This is a genomic window from Affinundibacterium seohonense (genome assembly GCF_014284305.1).
Classification (GTDB): domain Bacteria; phylum Pseudomonadota; class Gammaproteobacteria; order Burkholderiales; family Burkholderiaceae_D; genus Undibacterium; species Undibacterium seohonense.
Map to the genome: position 1 here is coordinate 95,474 of NZ_JACOFW010000007.1, position 14,647 is coordinate 110,120.

At 46.3% G+C, this 14,647-nt stretch carries 9 protein-coding genes; 8 read left to right on the plus strand and 1 reads right to left on the minus strand.

Annotated features, from left to right (window positions below; all coding sequences use genetic code 11):
• Positions 1-14 precede the first annotated feature (14 nt).
• Entirely contained in the window at positions 15-3,221 is a 3,207-nt protein-coding gene (locus tag H8K52_RS08545; RefSeq protein WP_186922478.1) for an ATP-binding protein, read from the plus strand.
• 123 nt (positions 3,222-3,344) lie between these two features.
• Here the strand turns inward: H8K52_RS08545 and H8K52_RS08550 are convergent, their stop codons facing one another.
• Entirely contained in the window at positions 3,345-5,423 is a 2,079-nt protein-coding gene (locus H8K52_RS08550) for a sensor histidine kinase (protein ID WP_186922479.1), read from the minus strand.
• Positions 5,424-5,715: 292 nt separating this feature from the next.
• Between H8K52_RS08550 and moaA the strand changes: the two genes are divergently transcribed.
• The 7 genes from moaA (at position 5,716) to H8K52_RS21570 (ending at position 14,574) form a co-directional block, all read left to right on the plus strand.
• Positions 5,716-6,744 (plus strand): GTP 3',8-cyclase MoaA, encoded by a 1,029-nt coding sequence (gene moaA, locus H8K52_RS08555; protein ID WP_186922480.1) that lies wholly within the window; start codon positions 5,716-5,718, stop codon positions 6,742-6,744.
• Positions 6,745-6,774: 30 nt separating this feature from the next.
• Positions 6,775-7,506, plus strand: a complete 732-nt coding sequence (locus H8K52_RS08560) for a carbonic anhydrase (RefSeq protein WP_222613733.1) — start codon at positions 6,775-6,777, stop codon at positions 7,504-7,506.
• Between the two features lie 27 nt (positions 7,507-7,533).
• On the plus strand, positions 7,534-9,459 hold the full coding sequence (locus tag H8K52_RS08565) for a type IV pili methyl-accepting chemotaxis transducer N-terminal domain-containing protein (protein WP_186922481.1): 1,926 nt from the start codon (positions 7,534-7,536) through the stop codon (positions 9,457-9,459).
• A 49-nt stretch (positions 9,460-9,508) separates the two neighbouring features.
• Positions 9,509-10,153 carry a response regulator gene (locus H8K52_RS08570; protein ID WP_186922482.1) on the plus strand — a complete coding sequence of 215 codons (645 nt, stop codon included), beginning with the start codon at positions 9,509-9,511 and terminating at the stop codon, positions 10,151-10,153.
• 122 nt (positions 10,154-10,275) lie between these two features.
• The gene (locus H8K52_RS08575; protein WP_186922483.1) at positions 10,276-11,031 is read left to right on the plus strand and encodes a Crp/Fnr family transcriptional regulator; all 756 of its coding nucleotides are present in this window, start codon (positions 10,276-10,278) and stop codon (positions 11,029-11,031) included.
• Between the two features lie 176 nt (positions 11,032-11,207).
• Positions 11,208-12,590 carry a NarK family nitrate/nitrite MFS transporter gene (locus H8K52_RS08580; protein WP_186922484.1) on the plus strand — a complete coding sequence of 461 codons (1,383 nt, stop codon included), beginning with the start codon at positions 11,208-11,210 and terminating at the stop codon, positions 12,588-12,590.
• A gap of 565 nt (positions 12,591-13,155) precedes the next feature.
• The gene (locus H8K52_RS21570; protein ID WP_186922485.1) at positions 13,156-14,574 is read left to right on the plus strand and encodes a methyl-accepting chemotaxis protein; all 1,419 of its coding nucleotides are present in this window, start codon (positions 13,156-13,158) and stop codon (positions 14,572-14,574) included.
• Positions 14,575-14,647 lie beyond the last annotated feature (73 nt).

Genomic DNA, 14,647 nt, shown 5'->3' on the forward strand with positions numbered 1-14,647 from the left:
TACAGAATGAGCAAATGATCGCGCTTGCTTTGCCGCCATCGCTCGTTGTTCCAAACGCCACCGTGGCCGCCATTGTGCAGGATCACGAACAATCCATGTGGTTAGGGATGGGGAATGATCATGGTCTGTTGCGCTGGCATGCTAATCAAAAAAATCTAGAAAAATTTCGTAATCTTCCTTCAGTTGCTAGCAGCCTGAGTGGTGATTCGATTACCTCCTTGATGCAGGATGCCAGTGGCGGACTATGGGTGGGAACTAGTGATTACGGTGCCAATCTGGTGGATTTGAAGGGACGTAGTTTTATCACGTATCTCAATATTCCCGGCGATGATCGTAGTTTATCGCAACGCTTGGTTACGGCAGTTTTACCAGATGGTGTAGATTATGTTTGGTTAGGCACACTCGGTGGTGGATTGAATCGTCTGCACTTGCCAACGGGTGACACGCAACGCCTTAGTAAAAAGCAGGTCGGGGTGGAATACATTCGTGTGTTGATGCAGGATAATAAAGAGCAAATATGGGTGGGCGGCGAACGTCTGCAAATTTTTGATCCGCAGATGCAGCGTAGTCGCGATATGGCACTGAATAAGAATTTCCCCAGTGGTGCACGATTTACCTCATTGGTTAAAGATCGTCATGGTGATGTCTGGGCAGGCAGTAGTGTCGGTTTATACAGGATCAAAGCGGATGGCAGTTGGCGTGTGTATCGTGCCGAAGCGAATCGACTTGACTGGATCAATGATGATGCGATTGATAGCCTGTTAATTGATAATCAACAACGATTGTGGGTGGGAAGCAAAGGTGGTTTGTATCAGTATGATGAAACGAATGACACATTTTTAGCAATCGGCGCGCCGACCCCAAGCCTACCAACACCTGACAAATTAGGTGTGACCGCCTTACGCCAAGATCGTAGTGATCGTATTTGGGCTGCTACCATATTGGGCGGTCTACTGGAAATCAGACCTGTTCCTGGCGCGGTAAAATCTAAGGCATGGGAATTGATTTCCTGGGCAGATACGCCACAGATTCCAAACGATGTGATCGAAGCCATGCAAGACGCAGCGAATGGTGAGATCTGGATGAGTAGTGAGCGGGGTTTGATGCGTGTGCGCCCACAGAACAAAGAGGGACGTAATTTCCCCTCATTTGGGCGTTTTGACGGTGCCTTTAATTTTGCAGCCGCCGCTAGAAATGATAGCGGTGGATTACTTTTTGGCGGCGTCGGTCTTGCTTATTTTCATCCGGAAAATATTTGGGACAATGCGGTGCCTCCTCGGGTGGTGCTAAGCGATATTTTGTTGTTTAATAAATCCTTAATGACCTGGAACAGCAAGCAAGACCTTGTCGGCAATAATCGTGATGCTACGACGACGGATCGCAGCGCCACTGTTGATTTGAAAAGCTTGGGTATCAACGGTCCTTTAAGTGACGCCAAGCAGGTACAACTTGATCACACCCAGACCATGATTAGTTTCGAATTGGCGGCATTACATTTTTATAACCGTACACAGAACCGCTATGCCTGGAAGCTTGAGGGCTATGATCAGGATTGGATTTATGGTCAGTCCGACCGCGGTGTGGCGACATACACCAACCTCGATGCCGGTACCTATCGATTACTGGCAAAGGCGGCAAATCCTGATGGTATATGGGGGGAGAGTACTGAAATTTTGAGTTTGGTGGTAACACCTCCGTTCTGGCGAACTTGGTGGTGGTATGCCTTATGGACAATCATCGTTCTGAGCACTTTGCGATTTGCCTATCATGTGCGTTTGCGAGCAATCCGCGCGAATCAAGTGTATCTAGAACAACAGGTGAAAGCGCAAACTCAGGAAGTGTTAGAACAGAAAAAACTCGCAGATACGCAAAGAGAAATCGCTGAGCGCGCACGTCATGATATTGGACGTTTGAGCGAGATCGGTTTGCAAATTACGTCCTCACTCGATAAACGTGAAATTTTAAATCGACTTTATCAAAACATTCGAAATATGGTGAGCGCCAGTACATTTGGAGTTGGTATCGTTGATTGGGAGAGACGGGTCATTCGTTTTGAGTATTCGGTGCAAGGCGATCAAATGATTCAGCCTTATGAACGTAGTTTGGACGCAGAAGAGCAACCAGCATCACGTTGCGTAGTGAGTGGGCAAGAATTAATCATCAACGAGATTGTGCATGGCAGTCGAGAGATGGATAGTGTTATGTCGATACGCACAGGAGAGAATTTTGTGTGTCTCGAAGATGGTACGCCGACCGAGGATTCACGTTCCGGTGTGTATGTCCCGATTATCTTAGGTGGACGTGTGATGGGTGTGGTTGGCGCATTGAGTAATGAAGTCAACGCGTTTAGCGTGAATGACTTGAATATTTTGCGTACCTTAGCTGCATACACTGGCGTTGCTTATGATAATGCGGAGGCGTATCGCCGTTTAAAAATCACCCAATCAAAGTTGGTTGAACAAGAAAAGTTAGCAGCGCTCGGTGCTCTGGTCGCAGGTGTCGCTCACGAACTCAATACGCCCATTGGCAATAGCTTACTAATGGCTAGCACCATGCAGGATCTGAGTCAGGAGTTTTCACAGAAGGTCAAAGCCAATCAATTACGACGCTCGGATTTGGAAGCTTACAGTCAAAGTGCAATCGACTCAGCAGATTTGATGGTGCGTAGCCTGACTAGCGCTGCAAACCTCGTAAGTAGTTTTAAACAAATTGCTGTGGATCAAACCTCGGATAAACGACGTAGCTTTGAACTTGGTAATTTCTGCCAGGAAGTCGCGTTGACCTTGTCGAATCGCAGCAAGCGGGAAGGCATCGAAATCCGGGTTGACATTAGCGAAGGCTTGATCCTTGATAGTTATCCTGGATCATTGGGACAGGTCTTAAATAATCTGATTATCAACGCCATGGTACACGGCTTGCATGAACGTAGTGATGGGCTCATCGTGTTGCAAGGTCGTTCTTTGGATGAAGGGCAACTACAATTAATCGTTCAAGATAATGGTGCCGGTATCGCGAAAGAAAATATCGAGCGAATTTTTGAGCCTTTTTTCACGACCCGTCTTGGAACCGGTGGCAGTGGCTTAGGACTACATATTTGCTACAACATTATTCACTCGGTGTTAGGTGGAAGTATTCAAGTACAAAGCGAACTTGAGCACGGCACAAGGTTTATCATGGTTTTACCGCGCGTTGCTCCGATTAAGACCGCAAACACGGGATGACGACAAGCTGGGTTTAAGATTCTCAATCGTCTGATGGAAGTGTCGCAATAGTCGGCTAGCAATAAGGTAGCAATCTCAAGTGCTGATGCGGGGCAATGGATCTCAGCCAAAAAACTGAGCATCTCATGCCTTGTTGAGCGCGGCCTTTGCTAGAGGCAATTGGACGATAAAACAGCAACCAGCACCAAACTCACTTTCACAACGTACCGAGCCGCCCATCGCTTCACTGAGCTTCTTGACGATGGAAAGACCTAAACCTGTGGAGTGTTCTCCAGCCGTTGGGATGCTAGACAATTTGCTGAATCGTTCGAATAGTCGTTCTTGGTCGTCTTGCGACAAACCAGGCCCTTGATCTTGAATGCTCACCTGGGCATAGTCTGCTGAACTTTGTAGTTGAATACGAATGCCTTTACCAATCGGAGAATACTTAATCGCATTGGAAATTAGGTTATCCAAAATTTGAAAACAAGCGTTGGGATCGGCAGTAATGATCAGCTCTTGTTGACTAGCGGTGCCAGTTGGAACATGCTCAACTTGGCAGCTCAACTCTTTGGCGCGCAGATTGTGTTCGTACTGTATCAAGACTTGATTGCATAACTCTGGCAAATTGAGGCTGACTTTTTCCAGCTTAGTATTGCCAGATTCCATCGCATTTACATCCAATAGATTGGTAATGATATGCATCATTCTTTGACCACTACGACTGATTCTCTCTAAGTAACTATAGCGTTGCTCTGGGGTGATGCTTGGTTCCAGTTTGCGCATTAAATCGCTTAGGCCGATGATGCCTGTTAAGGGATTTTTCAGATCATGAGCGGCAATCCCCAAGAATTCATTTTTTTGCTTATCGAGTTTTTCTAGACTTGTGATGAGCTCTGCCATTTCTTTGGTGCGCTGTTGAATTTTACTTTCTAATTCTTGTTCTGCGCGTTGTGAAATGGAGAGTAGTTGAGCTTGGGTTTGGGCGTTCTCGTTTTTGATGATATTGATGCGATCCGCCTGCGCCAGCGCCAGCAAAATAATCTCAATCGCTGCACCGATTTGAAAACCGAATTCGGTTAGCCAGGTGCTCTCGATGATGCCAAGATTGCGCAAGATGACTAAGAGACCTCCTGCAAGCCAAGCCGCTGTCGCTGCAACCACGAAGTAGCCGGGACGGTAACCCCGCCAGCCTATCAGCATGCCAACAGGAATCACGATGATCATTTGCAAAAAGGCGAGAATTTGAGAAGCTGCCGCAACGCGGTTATTGAACCCCGCCACAACGGCGATCATGATGATGACAGCAAAAAATTGTAGTACCCGAAAGATCATGGCAATGTTTGGCATGATCTTGGACAACTGTAAGAAGTTATTGATGAAAAGGGAGTAAAACAGCAATAAACTTGGTACCGCTAAACTTTGAATTAATTCTATCAACCAGATATTGTCTGGCTCAAAGTACAAAGCAAGGTGACCGTTGTTATTAAAGCCTACTACTAAAGTGAGCGCCGACAGTAACAAATAAAATACATTGGCTCTATCCCGATAGCCAAACGTCAAAATCAAGTTGTAGGCAATCATCGCCAACATGATGCCGTAAAACATGCCTATTAAACTAGACTGAAAATTACTCGCTTCGGCGAAGCCCAGTGGCGTGTAAAGACGAGCACTGAAATACAATGAGCTGGTGGTTTGTATGCGCAGATAAATGCTGTGTTTGTCGGTGTCGTCGATGGGAAAACGGAAGACTGCTAAGCGGTGGCGGGTTTCTGTATCAGAAAAACGGCTGCGATCACCCGCTTGATGGGTACCGATCACTTGCTGATTCCTGACTTGGTAGGCACGCACATCGTCCAACATATTTGGCGTGACCTCCATCCACCATTGGGTCGATGCGGAGGGATCTTGTCGTTGTACTTCTAGTTTGAGCCAATAGACTGATTGTGTATATGAGGCGCTGAGGTCGCCGGCTAGGTTCTTGAATGATATGGCCGGTTGTTGCTTCGCGTCGGCGCTATTAGCCTGGGCTTGCTCCACATGCAGAATATCAGCAATGGTCAATTTGCCCGATTTATCTTCTAGGACTTGCCAATGTGATTTGAGATTGATGGTGTCGGGAGTGCTTCGTAGGGGCAGAACCGCCGCATTGGCATGACTAAACAATACGCTAATCAGACAAAGATACAGTGTTACTAAGAACAGTTTATTCAGGTTGTACATGACGATCCGGTTGAAAAGATGCGGAGAGCTAAGTTTCAGGCTAGCAATTTTCTGAATGGAGAGCAATTATATTTGGTGTTTGTGACATAAATTTGCTCGGCTAGCAGCACTTTCGTTGTTGTCGTATCAGAATCAGTTAATTAAATTACTAGCCGGAGTAAATTCCGAAAATCCTTCCGACTTCCATGCACGACAAAATTTGATCTAGAACAAGATTTATCCCCCAAAAGAACTAGATGATCTAGCTTGGCGGCGAATGGTGTTACACCGCTAAATGGCACAAAATGGCAGCATGAAAAATCATCTCTCATCTCCTGCAACCGTTCAAGCGACGATACCAGCGCCAAAATTGGTAGACCGCTTTGGGCGAGAATTGACTTATCTACGCGTATCAGTCACAGATAAATGCGATTTACGTTGCAGCTATTGCATGCCGAAAGGCTTTCATGGCTTTGAGGAGCCTGAAAATTGGCTGACATTTGCAGAAATCGAGAGAGTGGTGGCGGCGTTTGGCCGCTTGGGCGTGGCGCGGGTGCGCCTAACGGGCGGTGAGCCGTTATTGCGGCGAAATTTGCCGCAGTTGGTTGAGCGTCTTGCTAGTCATGCCGAGATTCGGGATATTTCTTTGTCGACTAATGCCACCCAATTGCACAAGCATGCGCAAGCCTTGTATCAGGCGGGGGTAAGCCGGATTAATGTCAGTTTAGATAGTTTGGATAAAGCCTGTATGGAAAACATTACCGGTCGCGATAGCTTTGCCAGCATTATGGCTGGCTTGCAGGCGGGTAAGCAGGCAGGCTTTAAGCCGATTAAATTGAATATGGTGGTCATGGGCGGTGTGAATGAACATGAAGTACCGCGTATGGCCGAATTTTGTTTTCAAGAAGGTTTTATCTTGCGCTTGATTGAAGCGATGCCCATGGGCAGCACTGGGCAAAATAGTCAGTATCGCGACATCGGTCCGATTCGTGAGCAATTGGTGCAGCAGTTTGATTTGATTCCGGCGGCAGAAGAGTTAGGTGGAGGGCCAGCGCGTTATTGGACTAGCCGTGATGGACAAGCAACGATAGGATTTATCTCACCGATTAGCCAACATTTTTGCGCGACATGCAATCGTGTACGTTTGGCGGTCGATGGCACTTTGTATATGTGTCTGGGACAGGAAGAAAAGTTCGAACTGCGTCCCTTATTGCGTGCAGGGATCAGTGATGCCGAGCTGGAGCAAGTGATACGACTGGCGATAGAACTCAAACCTGAGCGTCACGAGTTCACGACGCAGCCGCATAAAATCATCCGGTTTATGTCACAAACCGGTGGGTAGTAGCAGTAATGAAACAGAGTGGAGCTGAAGATGGAAGTGCGTAATATTCACCAATTTATCGAAGGTTTTCAACGCTTTCAGTCTAAGTATTTTGCTGGTGAAAAGCCGCTGTATAACAAGTTGAATAATGGTCAGAATCCTTCCACTTTATTAATTGGTTGTTGTGATTCGCGGGTCGATCCTGCATTGTTGTTGGACTGCGATCCAGGCGATATTTTTGTGATCAGAAATGTGGCGAATCTGGTGCCGCCTTGCAATGAATCGGGTAATCAACAAGGTGTCAGCGCAGCGATCCAGTTTGCCGTCGAAGCCTTAAACGTCAAGCGCATTATCGTCATGGGGCACGAAAAATGTGGCGGCATACGCGCCTTAATGCAGGGTTACCAACCTAGCCGCAAGATTGATTTCATCGGTCGTTGGATGCGTATCGTCGAGCCGGTCAAACAGCAAGTGTTGAGTCAATTAAGTCATTGCAGCAGCGAAGTACAAAATCATGCCTGCGAACTGGGGGCGATTATCATGTCCCTCAATAATTTGCGCAGCTTCCCTTGGGTGGCAGAGCGCGAACAACGTGGCGAGATCGCCTTGCATGGCTGGTATTTCGATATGACGAATGGGGCTTTACTGGCATACTCTGACCGTACCGATAGTTTTCTGCCTATGGTTTGCCCGCTTGGCGTGCCGCACACAAATCAGGCGAATTTTTCAGATGCCACAGAAACATTCGAAGAAGTGGTTGTAAGTGCGGAATTGATTGATTAATTTATAGAGCGCCTAAGCAAAGAATACATGGAATCGAGCAATCAACTACCAATCGGCAAGCGCCTGACCTTTCGTATTTTGATGACGACGGTGGTCGGTCTGGCCTTGACGTTGGCAGCGATTGGATACACTTTGCTCTTGTCGTGGCAACTAGAGGGCGGTGGCGCGGCGATCAATGAGGCGGGTAGTTTGCGTATGCGCTCATATCGCTTGGCAATAGCGTTGGAACATCCCACTAAGGGAAGTAGTGTTGCACAAGAATTGCAAGAATTTAATCGCACACTGTCTGATTTAGAGCACGGTGATGCCAAGCGACCATTGTTCCTACCGCAAACCACGCCTATCCGCGAACAAATGAAAAAGGTGCAGCAAGATTGGCATCAGCATATCCAAGTGAATGCGCAAAAGGTGCAGGCGCAGACAGATCCACAATTAAAACAAGTCGCGCTACAAGATTACGCTACTGAGCTTCCCGGTTTCGTCAAAAACATTAATCAATTAGTGTCCTTAGTCGAAGTGGAGTTGGAAGAAAAAACGACTTGGCTGCGCCTATGCCAGACCTCGCTGATTTTTATGTCGCTCGCCGCCAGTATCGCTTTGCTCTATCTCTTGTATTTGTGGATCGTCGGTCCCGTCACGCGTATGCAAGCTGGCATCGCCCGCATGAGTAAAGACGATTTAAGTGTACGCCTGCCGATAGAGACTGAAGATGAATTCGGCGTCTTGGCACAGGCATTTAATCAAATGGCGGATCACGTGCAAAGTGTGCACCGCACCTTGGAAGATCGTGTTTTGGAAAAGACAGCAAAGCTGCAAGCGCAAAATCATGAAATCAGCACCATGTACGAGATCGCCGCATTTCTTGCTGGCCCGCATGCGATTGAAGAGTTATGCCGTGGATTTTTACACCGTATCATGCAAAGAATGAGCGCTGACGGCGGTACGGTTCGCATACTCGATAATGAAAAAGGTAACGTGCACATCACGGTGCATGAAGGCATTTCTGAAAAGATGATCGAGGAAGAACATTGCATTAAGAAAGATGACTGCTTGTGCGGAGCCGCGACTTCTAAGGGCATTATTCTCGTGCGTGATTTTCGTTTATTGGATCAACAAAAACGCTATCGCTGCCAAGAAGAAGGTTATGTTTCTTTGGCTGTGTTTCAAATTCAAACACGTGATCAGGTCATCGGCAGTTTTTCTTTGCACTTCTCACAAGAGCGCATGGTCACAGGTGAAGAGCGTCGTCTGTTAGAAATTCTAGGGAAGAATCTCGGATCATCGATAGAAAATCAACGTCTTATCGCTAAAGAAAAGGAATTCGCGGTATCGCAAGAACGTAATTTATTGGCGCAGGGATTGCACGATAGTATCGCGCAAGGATTAAATTTCCTGAACCTGCAAGTGCAGATGTTAGAAGACTCTTTGAAGCGTAATAATATTGGTGAAATTCACGATATCACGCCATTGTTGCGGGCGGGAATACAAGAAAGTTATGAAGATGTACGTGAGCTTTTGTTAAATTTCCGCACTCGTTTGCAAGACAGTAATTTAGAATCCGAAATGCGCAATGTGGTCTCGAAGTTTCAGCGCCAGACTGGTGTACATGCCACGATAGACATTGTTGGCGATGGTGCACAACTGGCACCAGAACAGCAATTGCAAGTGCTATTTATTTTGCAGGAAGCCTTATCCAATGTGCGCAAGCATGCACAGGCCAGCGAGGTCAATGTGAAGGTGGACAATAACCGTGACTTTGCCATGACGGTGCATGATGACGGCTTAGGCTTTGATATGGCGACGGCAGCGCAAAAAGGTGATGGTCATGTTGGATTGCGCATCATGCATGAACGTGCAGAACGCTTGGCCGCGCAATTTTCCATCACCAGTTCGACCGAACAGGGCACCACGATTGCTTTACACTTGAAACGCGAAGAGCGCCTCGTTGCTTAGTCGCGTAGTGAATGACGTATAAGAAGTATCACAAAGAAAAGATCGAGACATGAGTATTAGAATTTTATTAGTGGATGACCACAGTTTATTTCGTAGTGGTATTCGTCTGCTGTTGCAGCGCAATCCAGAATTCGACATTGTGGGCGAGGCGGCCGATGGTTTGGAAGGCATTAAACGCGCAAAACAATTAAAACCTGACGTGGTCTTGATGGACTTAAATATGCCCGGTCTGTCGGGATTAGAAGCGATGCAATTGATCGTCGAAGATTTGCCTGATACGGCAGTCTTGATGCTAACGGTTTCAGAAGAAGCAGAGGATCTTACTACGGCATTAAAAAGTGGCGCGCGCGGTTATCTGCTCAAAAATATCGAAGCTGACTATTTAACGCAGGCAATCAAACGCGCAGCCGCTGGTGAACCCGTCATTGCCGAATCGATGACGGCCAAACTGGTGATGCAATTTCGCTCCGGGAACAATGTGTCGAGTACGCCAGAGCGTGAAAAACTCACGCCACGTGAACGTGAAACCATGGTGTGCTTAGCGCGTGGCGAAAGTAATAAAGAAATCGCTCGTAATCTCGATGTCGCAGAGAGTACAGTCAAAATTCATGTGCAAAATATCTTAAAGAAACTCAATCTCACCAGTCGTGTGCAAATCGCCGTGTATGCGGTTGAACATGGTATGGATAAGTAGTGGCTAACTATTTCAAAATGCCCTAGTCGTTTGCAGTCATTGTCTAGTCCTATTGGTGGATAGGCGAAGGCAAGCAGCGTTATTACACTCCTCCTATACATTGATACAATTGGGGGCTAGTAATGGGTAAGATTAATCTCGATGGCTTATTGACGAATCAGGCATTATTTCGTCATATTTCACCATTTGAATTAGAGGGCTTAAAAAAAGAAGTGAGCAAGTTTGAACTAGACAAAGGCCTTAGTCTATTTCAAAAAGGTGATGCTGCTGAGGCCTGTTTTATTCTCGTCTACGGCTTAATCAAGTTAGCGATTCCTTCAACCAATGGCAGTGACAAGATCCTTGAGTTGATCAGGCCGGGACAATGTTTCGGTGAAGCGATGCTGTTTTTGGAAGAGCCTTATCCGTTTTACGCAGAAGCTTTAGAACCATCGCTACTGTTGCGTTTGCCAAAGAATGCTTTGTTTAAGTTAGTGGAGCAGTCACCGTCGATTGCTCGTCAGATGATGACAGGATTGTCGCATCGTCTATTAGGTTTCATTCGTAGTGTAGAGCGGCAGTCCTCTCATAATGCGATGCAAAGAGTCGTGGACTATTTAATTCAGGTGGCCGCGACACAAGACAGTCAAGATATTCGTTTAGAGCTAAAGAAAAATGTCGTAGCATCGTTGTTGAATCTGACGCCGGAAACGTTTTCGCGCATGCTGCATCACTTATCCGAACTCGATTTGATCCGTGTGAGTGCATCGCGTATTCATATAAACTGTCTGATCGCCTTACAGGCGTATGCAAGCTCCAGTGCCGCACAAGACACACCCGTCAGCAAAAATACGAAGGCCATGCAGGTGTGTAAAACAGGGCAAACTCTTGCCGCCTAAGTAGTTCTTTTGGCTGACGCACTCCTCCCTTTGCAGACCGACTAGTCCCCATACGAAGAATTTTCAAATTGTCGCGCAATCCTTATCCTGACGATAAGGATTGCGCGTTTTTATTTGTCGAAAATGAAAACATGGGATGAGAATAATTCGACATTATTTATTGGAAGGAGTACAAAATGAGTCATGTATTAAGTCGCTGGGAACCCGAAGATAGTGGGTTTTGGCAGAAGGAAGGCAATGGTATTGCCAACCGTAATTTATGGATTTCCATTCCTTGCCTGATGCTGGCTTTTTCAGTCTGGATGTTGTGGAGTGTGGTCGCGGCTAATCTGGACAAAGCCGGATTCAAATTCACCAAAGATCAGTTATTTTTCTTAACCGCTTTACCGGCTTTGTCCGGCGCTACCCTTAGGATATTTTATTCTTTCTTAGTGCCAGTATTCGGCGGTCGTCGCTTCACCGCGATCTCTACCGCGAGTTTGCTGATCCCGGCAATCGGCATGGGCTTTGCCTTGCAAGATCCGACTACCAGTTATTCCACTTTATTGATCCTCGCTTTATTGTGCGGTTTAGGTGGCGGTAACTTTAGCTCCAGTATGGCGAATATCAGTTTCTTTTTTCCAAAATCACGCAAAGGCTATGCGACTGGAATGAATGCGGGTATCGGTAATCTCGGTGTGTCAGTGGTGCAGTTTGCCGCGCCCTTGGTGATTTCTTCTGCGGTGTTTGGTGCAGCGATTTCTGGTGACGGCTTCTTGTATCACAACGTTAAAACTAATACCGACAAAATGTTTTGGCTGGCGAATGCGGGTTTTATTTGGGTGCCATTTATCGTCGTGGCGACGATCGCTGCGTGGTTTGGCATGAACGATATCGCTTCTGCGAAAGCTTCATTTTCTGATCAAGCGATTATTTTCAAACGCAAACACAATTGGTTGATGTGCTGGTTGTATATCGGCACGTTTGGTTCCTTCATCGGTTTTTCTGCGGCCTTTGCAATGTTGATCAAAGCCCAGTTTCCCGAGGTCGATGTGGCTAAATTTGCTTTCCTTGGTCCTTTGGCTGGTGCATTGGCGCGTCCTGTTGGCGGTATCTTGTCGGATAAATTAGGCGGCGCACGTTTGACTTTCTGGGTGTTTGGCGCGATGGCAGCGGTAATTGCTGTTGGTATTTTGCCTGCTTTACATGCGCATCAATTTAGCGTGTTTTTGTTCTCGTTTATTGGCATGTTTATTTTGACTGGTTTGGGCAATGGTTCCACTTTCTGCATGATCCCAATTATTTTTCAAACCGAAAGAGAACGTGCCAGTTCAGGTAAGGGCGACGGGGCGATTAGACAAGCACGTTTAGATGCAGCAAAAGAATCGGCGGCTGTATTAGGTTTCTCTGGTGCGATTGGCGCTTATGGTGGCTTCTTCATCCCACAAGGTTTCGGCACCTCAATCAAAATCACTGGCGCACCGGATATGGCTTTGTATACCTTTATCGCTTTCTATATTAGTTGCATGGTGATTACTTGGTGGTTTTACTCACGGAAGAATGCTGAAATGCCTTGTTAGTTTAGGCGTCGTTCTGATTGAAGAAACCCGCAAGCGATTGCGGGTTTTTTTATATCGTTCATTGTGGATGAGTCAATGAAGAAATGAACTAATCAGGTAGAACCTATACTGTTGTGGCAAAGCTAGTGATCGACTGCTCGTCGTGTGTCTCCCTATCGATATCACTGTGCAATGTTGGACTAAGATTGGAAGATGAACCGCCATTGGTAAAACAATGTGTATTGCCTGCACATGGATGAAATAAATGGTGTTGTTCTGAGGTAAAATTCGGGTAGACAAGATACTGTTCGACTTGCTGCTTGTGTTTTTCGATAGCTCGCTTTTTATCAAGCACTTACGGCGATCTTTGCATTTGTCATGCAACGGTGCGGCTAACTCGAGTGGAGCAATATCAGAATGTAAGATCTCAAAAATTTTTAATCGGCGGATTGTCGTGGTATAAATAATCACTGGTTTCGTCCGATACTTAAGTCTGATTCAAAGACCAAATTAGTATCTATTATTTTTTTGCGCTATCAAATATCAATATAGCCTAGCAAAAGTCACATTAAACTCAGGATTACCTATGCCAAATCAAGCACTATCAAGCTTGGATGCGTCCTATGCACGCTCAGACAAACTAATTTTTTATATATTAATCGCCATGCAAATTTTCAGTTTTGCGCTGGCTGGTTGGCACGATACTTGGAAGCTTGCGTTATTTGTCGGCATGCCTTTGCTGCTTATTCCTTGCTATTTGATTTATGTTTTTCCGGGTCAAATTGTGACCCGTATCGTCAACAGCATTGCTTTGATGTCGTATTGCGCGCTGCATATTCAGCAAGCTCTGGGAATGACAGAACTTCACTTTGGCATATTTGCTTTTCTTGCTTTTCTGTTGATCTATGCTGACTGGCGTGTCATCCTGGCTGCTGCGGTCACCGTCGCGATTCATCATGCCAGTTTCGGCTATATGCAGGAACTTGGTTTTGGCGTGATTTGCTTCACAAAACCTAGTTTAGTTATTTTGGTCATACATGCGTCATATGTTGTGGTGGAAGCGGCAGTGTTGTCTTACATTTCAATACAGATCCACCGCGACCGCGTACAAGAAATTGAATTAATGAATTACACCTCAGAGCTGGGTGGCCAGAATTCTATGGTTAATTTACGTGATCATGAAAAGAATCCAGTAAGCGAGTCTGGTAAATCATTGGTCTACGTAATTGACACCTTACATGATTCAGTGAGTCAGGTGAAACAAGGCGTCGATGCCATTATTGGCGCGTCTCGCGAAATGGCCGATGGCAATGCTGATCTCTCGCATCGTACCGAAGCACAGGCAAACTCGCTCGATAAAACAACATCAACGATGGAGAAATTGACCGAAACCGTAAAGCAAAATACGGCGAATGCAATTGAAGCGAATCGATTAGTGGTTGCCGCCTCAGGCATCGCCCGCAAAGGCGGTACCGTTGTTAACGAAGTGGTACAAACCATGGGTTCTATTAAGGAAAGCTCAAAGCAAATCGTGGATATCATCGCTGTGATCGACGGCATTGCTTTCCAGACCAATATTTTGGCATTGAATGCCGCTGTTGAGGCGGCTCGCGCTGGAGAACAAGGACGCGGCTTCGCTGTCGTCGCATCGGAAGTGCGCAGCTTAGCTCAACGCAGTGCCAGTGCTGCGAAAGAGATTAAGGAGTTGATCGGAAACTCCTCCCTAAAAGTAGACCAAGGCAGCAAGTTGGTTGACGAAGCGGGTCAAACCATGGAAGAAATCGTTAGTAGCGTACGCCATGTTGCCGACATCATGGCGGAAATTGCTGCCGCCAGCGAAGAGCAAAGTAATGGCATTCAACAAATTAATACCGCGATCAATGATATCGATAGTATGACGCAACAAAATGCAGCCCTAGTTGAACAAGCAACAGCAGCATCAGAAAGTTTAATCGAGCAAGCAGCGTACTTACGTAATATCGTGGGGCAGTTTGTCACCCGATGAACTAACTTGCCAATACTGACATCATCTCAACTTGCCTAATGGGTAATCTGAGGTCCAATGAAAAACCTGCGAG

What these genes read in the sequence shown, in the direction of transcription:
- H8K52_RS08570 (WP_186922482.1), top strand. Translation starts at nt 9,509, where the DNA reads ATGAGTATTAGAATTTTATTAGTGGATGACCACAGTTTATTTCGTAGT.
- H8K52_RS08560 (WP_222613733.1), top strand. Translation starts at nt 6,775, where the DNA reads ATGGAAGTGCGTAATATTCACCAATTTATCGAAGGTTTTCAACGCTTT.
- moaA (WP_186922480.1), top strand. Translation starts at nt 5,716, where the DNA reads ATGAAAAATCATCTCTCATCTCCTGCAACCGTTCAAGCGACGATACCA.
- H8K52_RS08580 (WP_186922484.1), top strand. Translation starts at nt 11,208, where the DNA reads ATGAGTCATGTATTAAGTCGCTGGGAACCCGAAGATAGTGGGTTTTGG.
- H8K52_RS08565 (WP_186922481.1), top strand. Translation starts at nt 7,534, where the DNA reads ATGGAATCGAGCAATCAACTACCAATCGGCAAGCGCCTGACCTTTCGT.
- H8K52_RS21570 (WP_186922485.1), top strand. Translation starts at nt 13,156, where the DNA reads ATGCCAAATCAAGCACTATCAAGCTTGGATGCGTCCTATGCACGCTCA.
- H8K52_RS08545 (WP_186922478.1), top strand. Translation starts at nt 15, where the DNA reads ATGATCGCGCTTGCTTTGCCGCCATCGCTCGTTGTTCCAAACGCCACC.
- H8K52_RS08550 (WP_186922479.1), bottom strand. Translation starts at nt 5,423, where the DNA reads ATGTACAACCTGAATAAACTGTTCTTAGTAACACTGTATCTTTGTCTG.
- H8K52_RS08575 (WP_186922483.1), top strand. Translation starts at nt 10,276, where the DNA reads ATGGGTAAGATTAATCTCGATGGCTTATTGACGAATCAGGCATTATTT.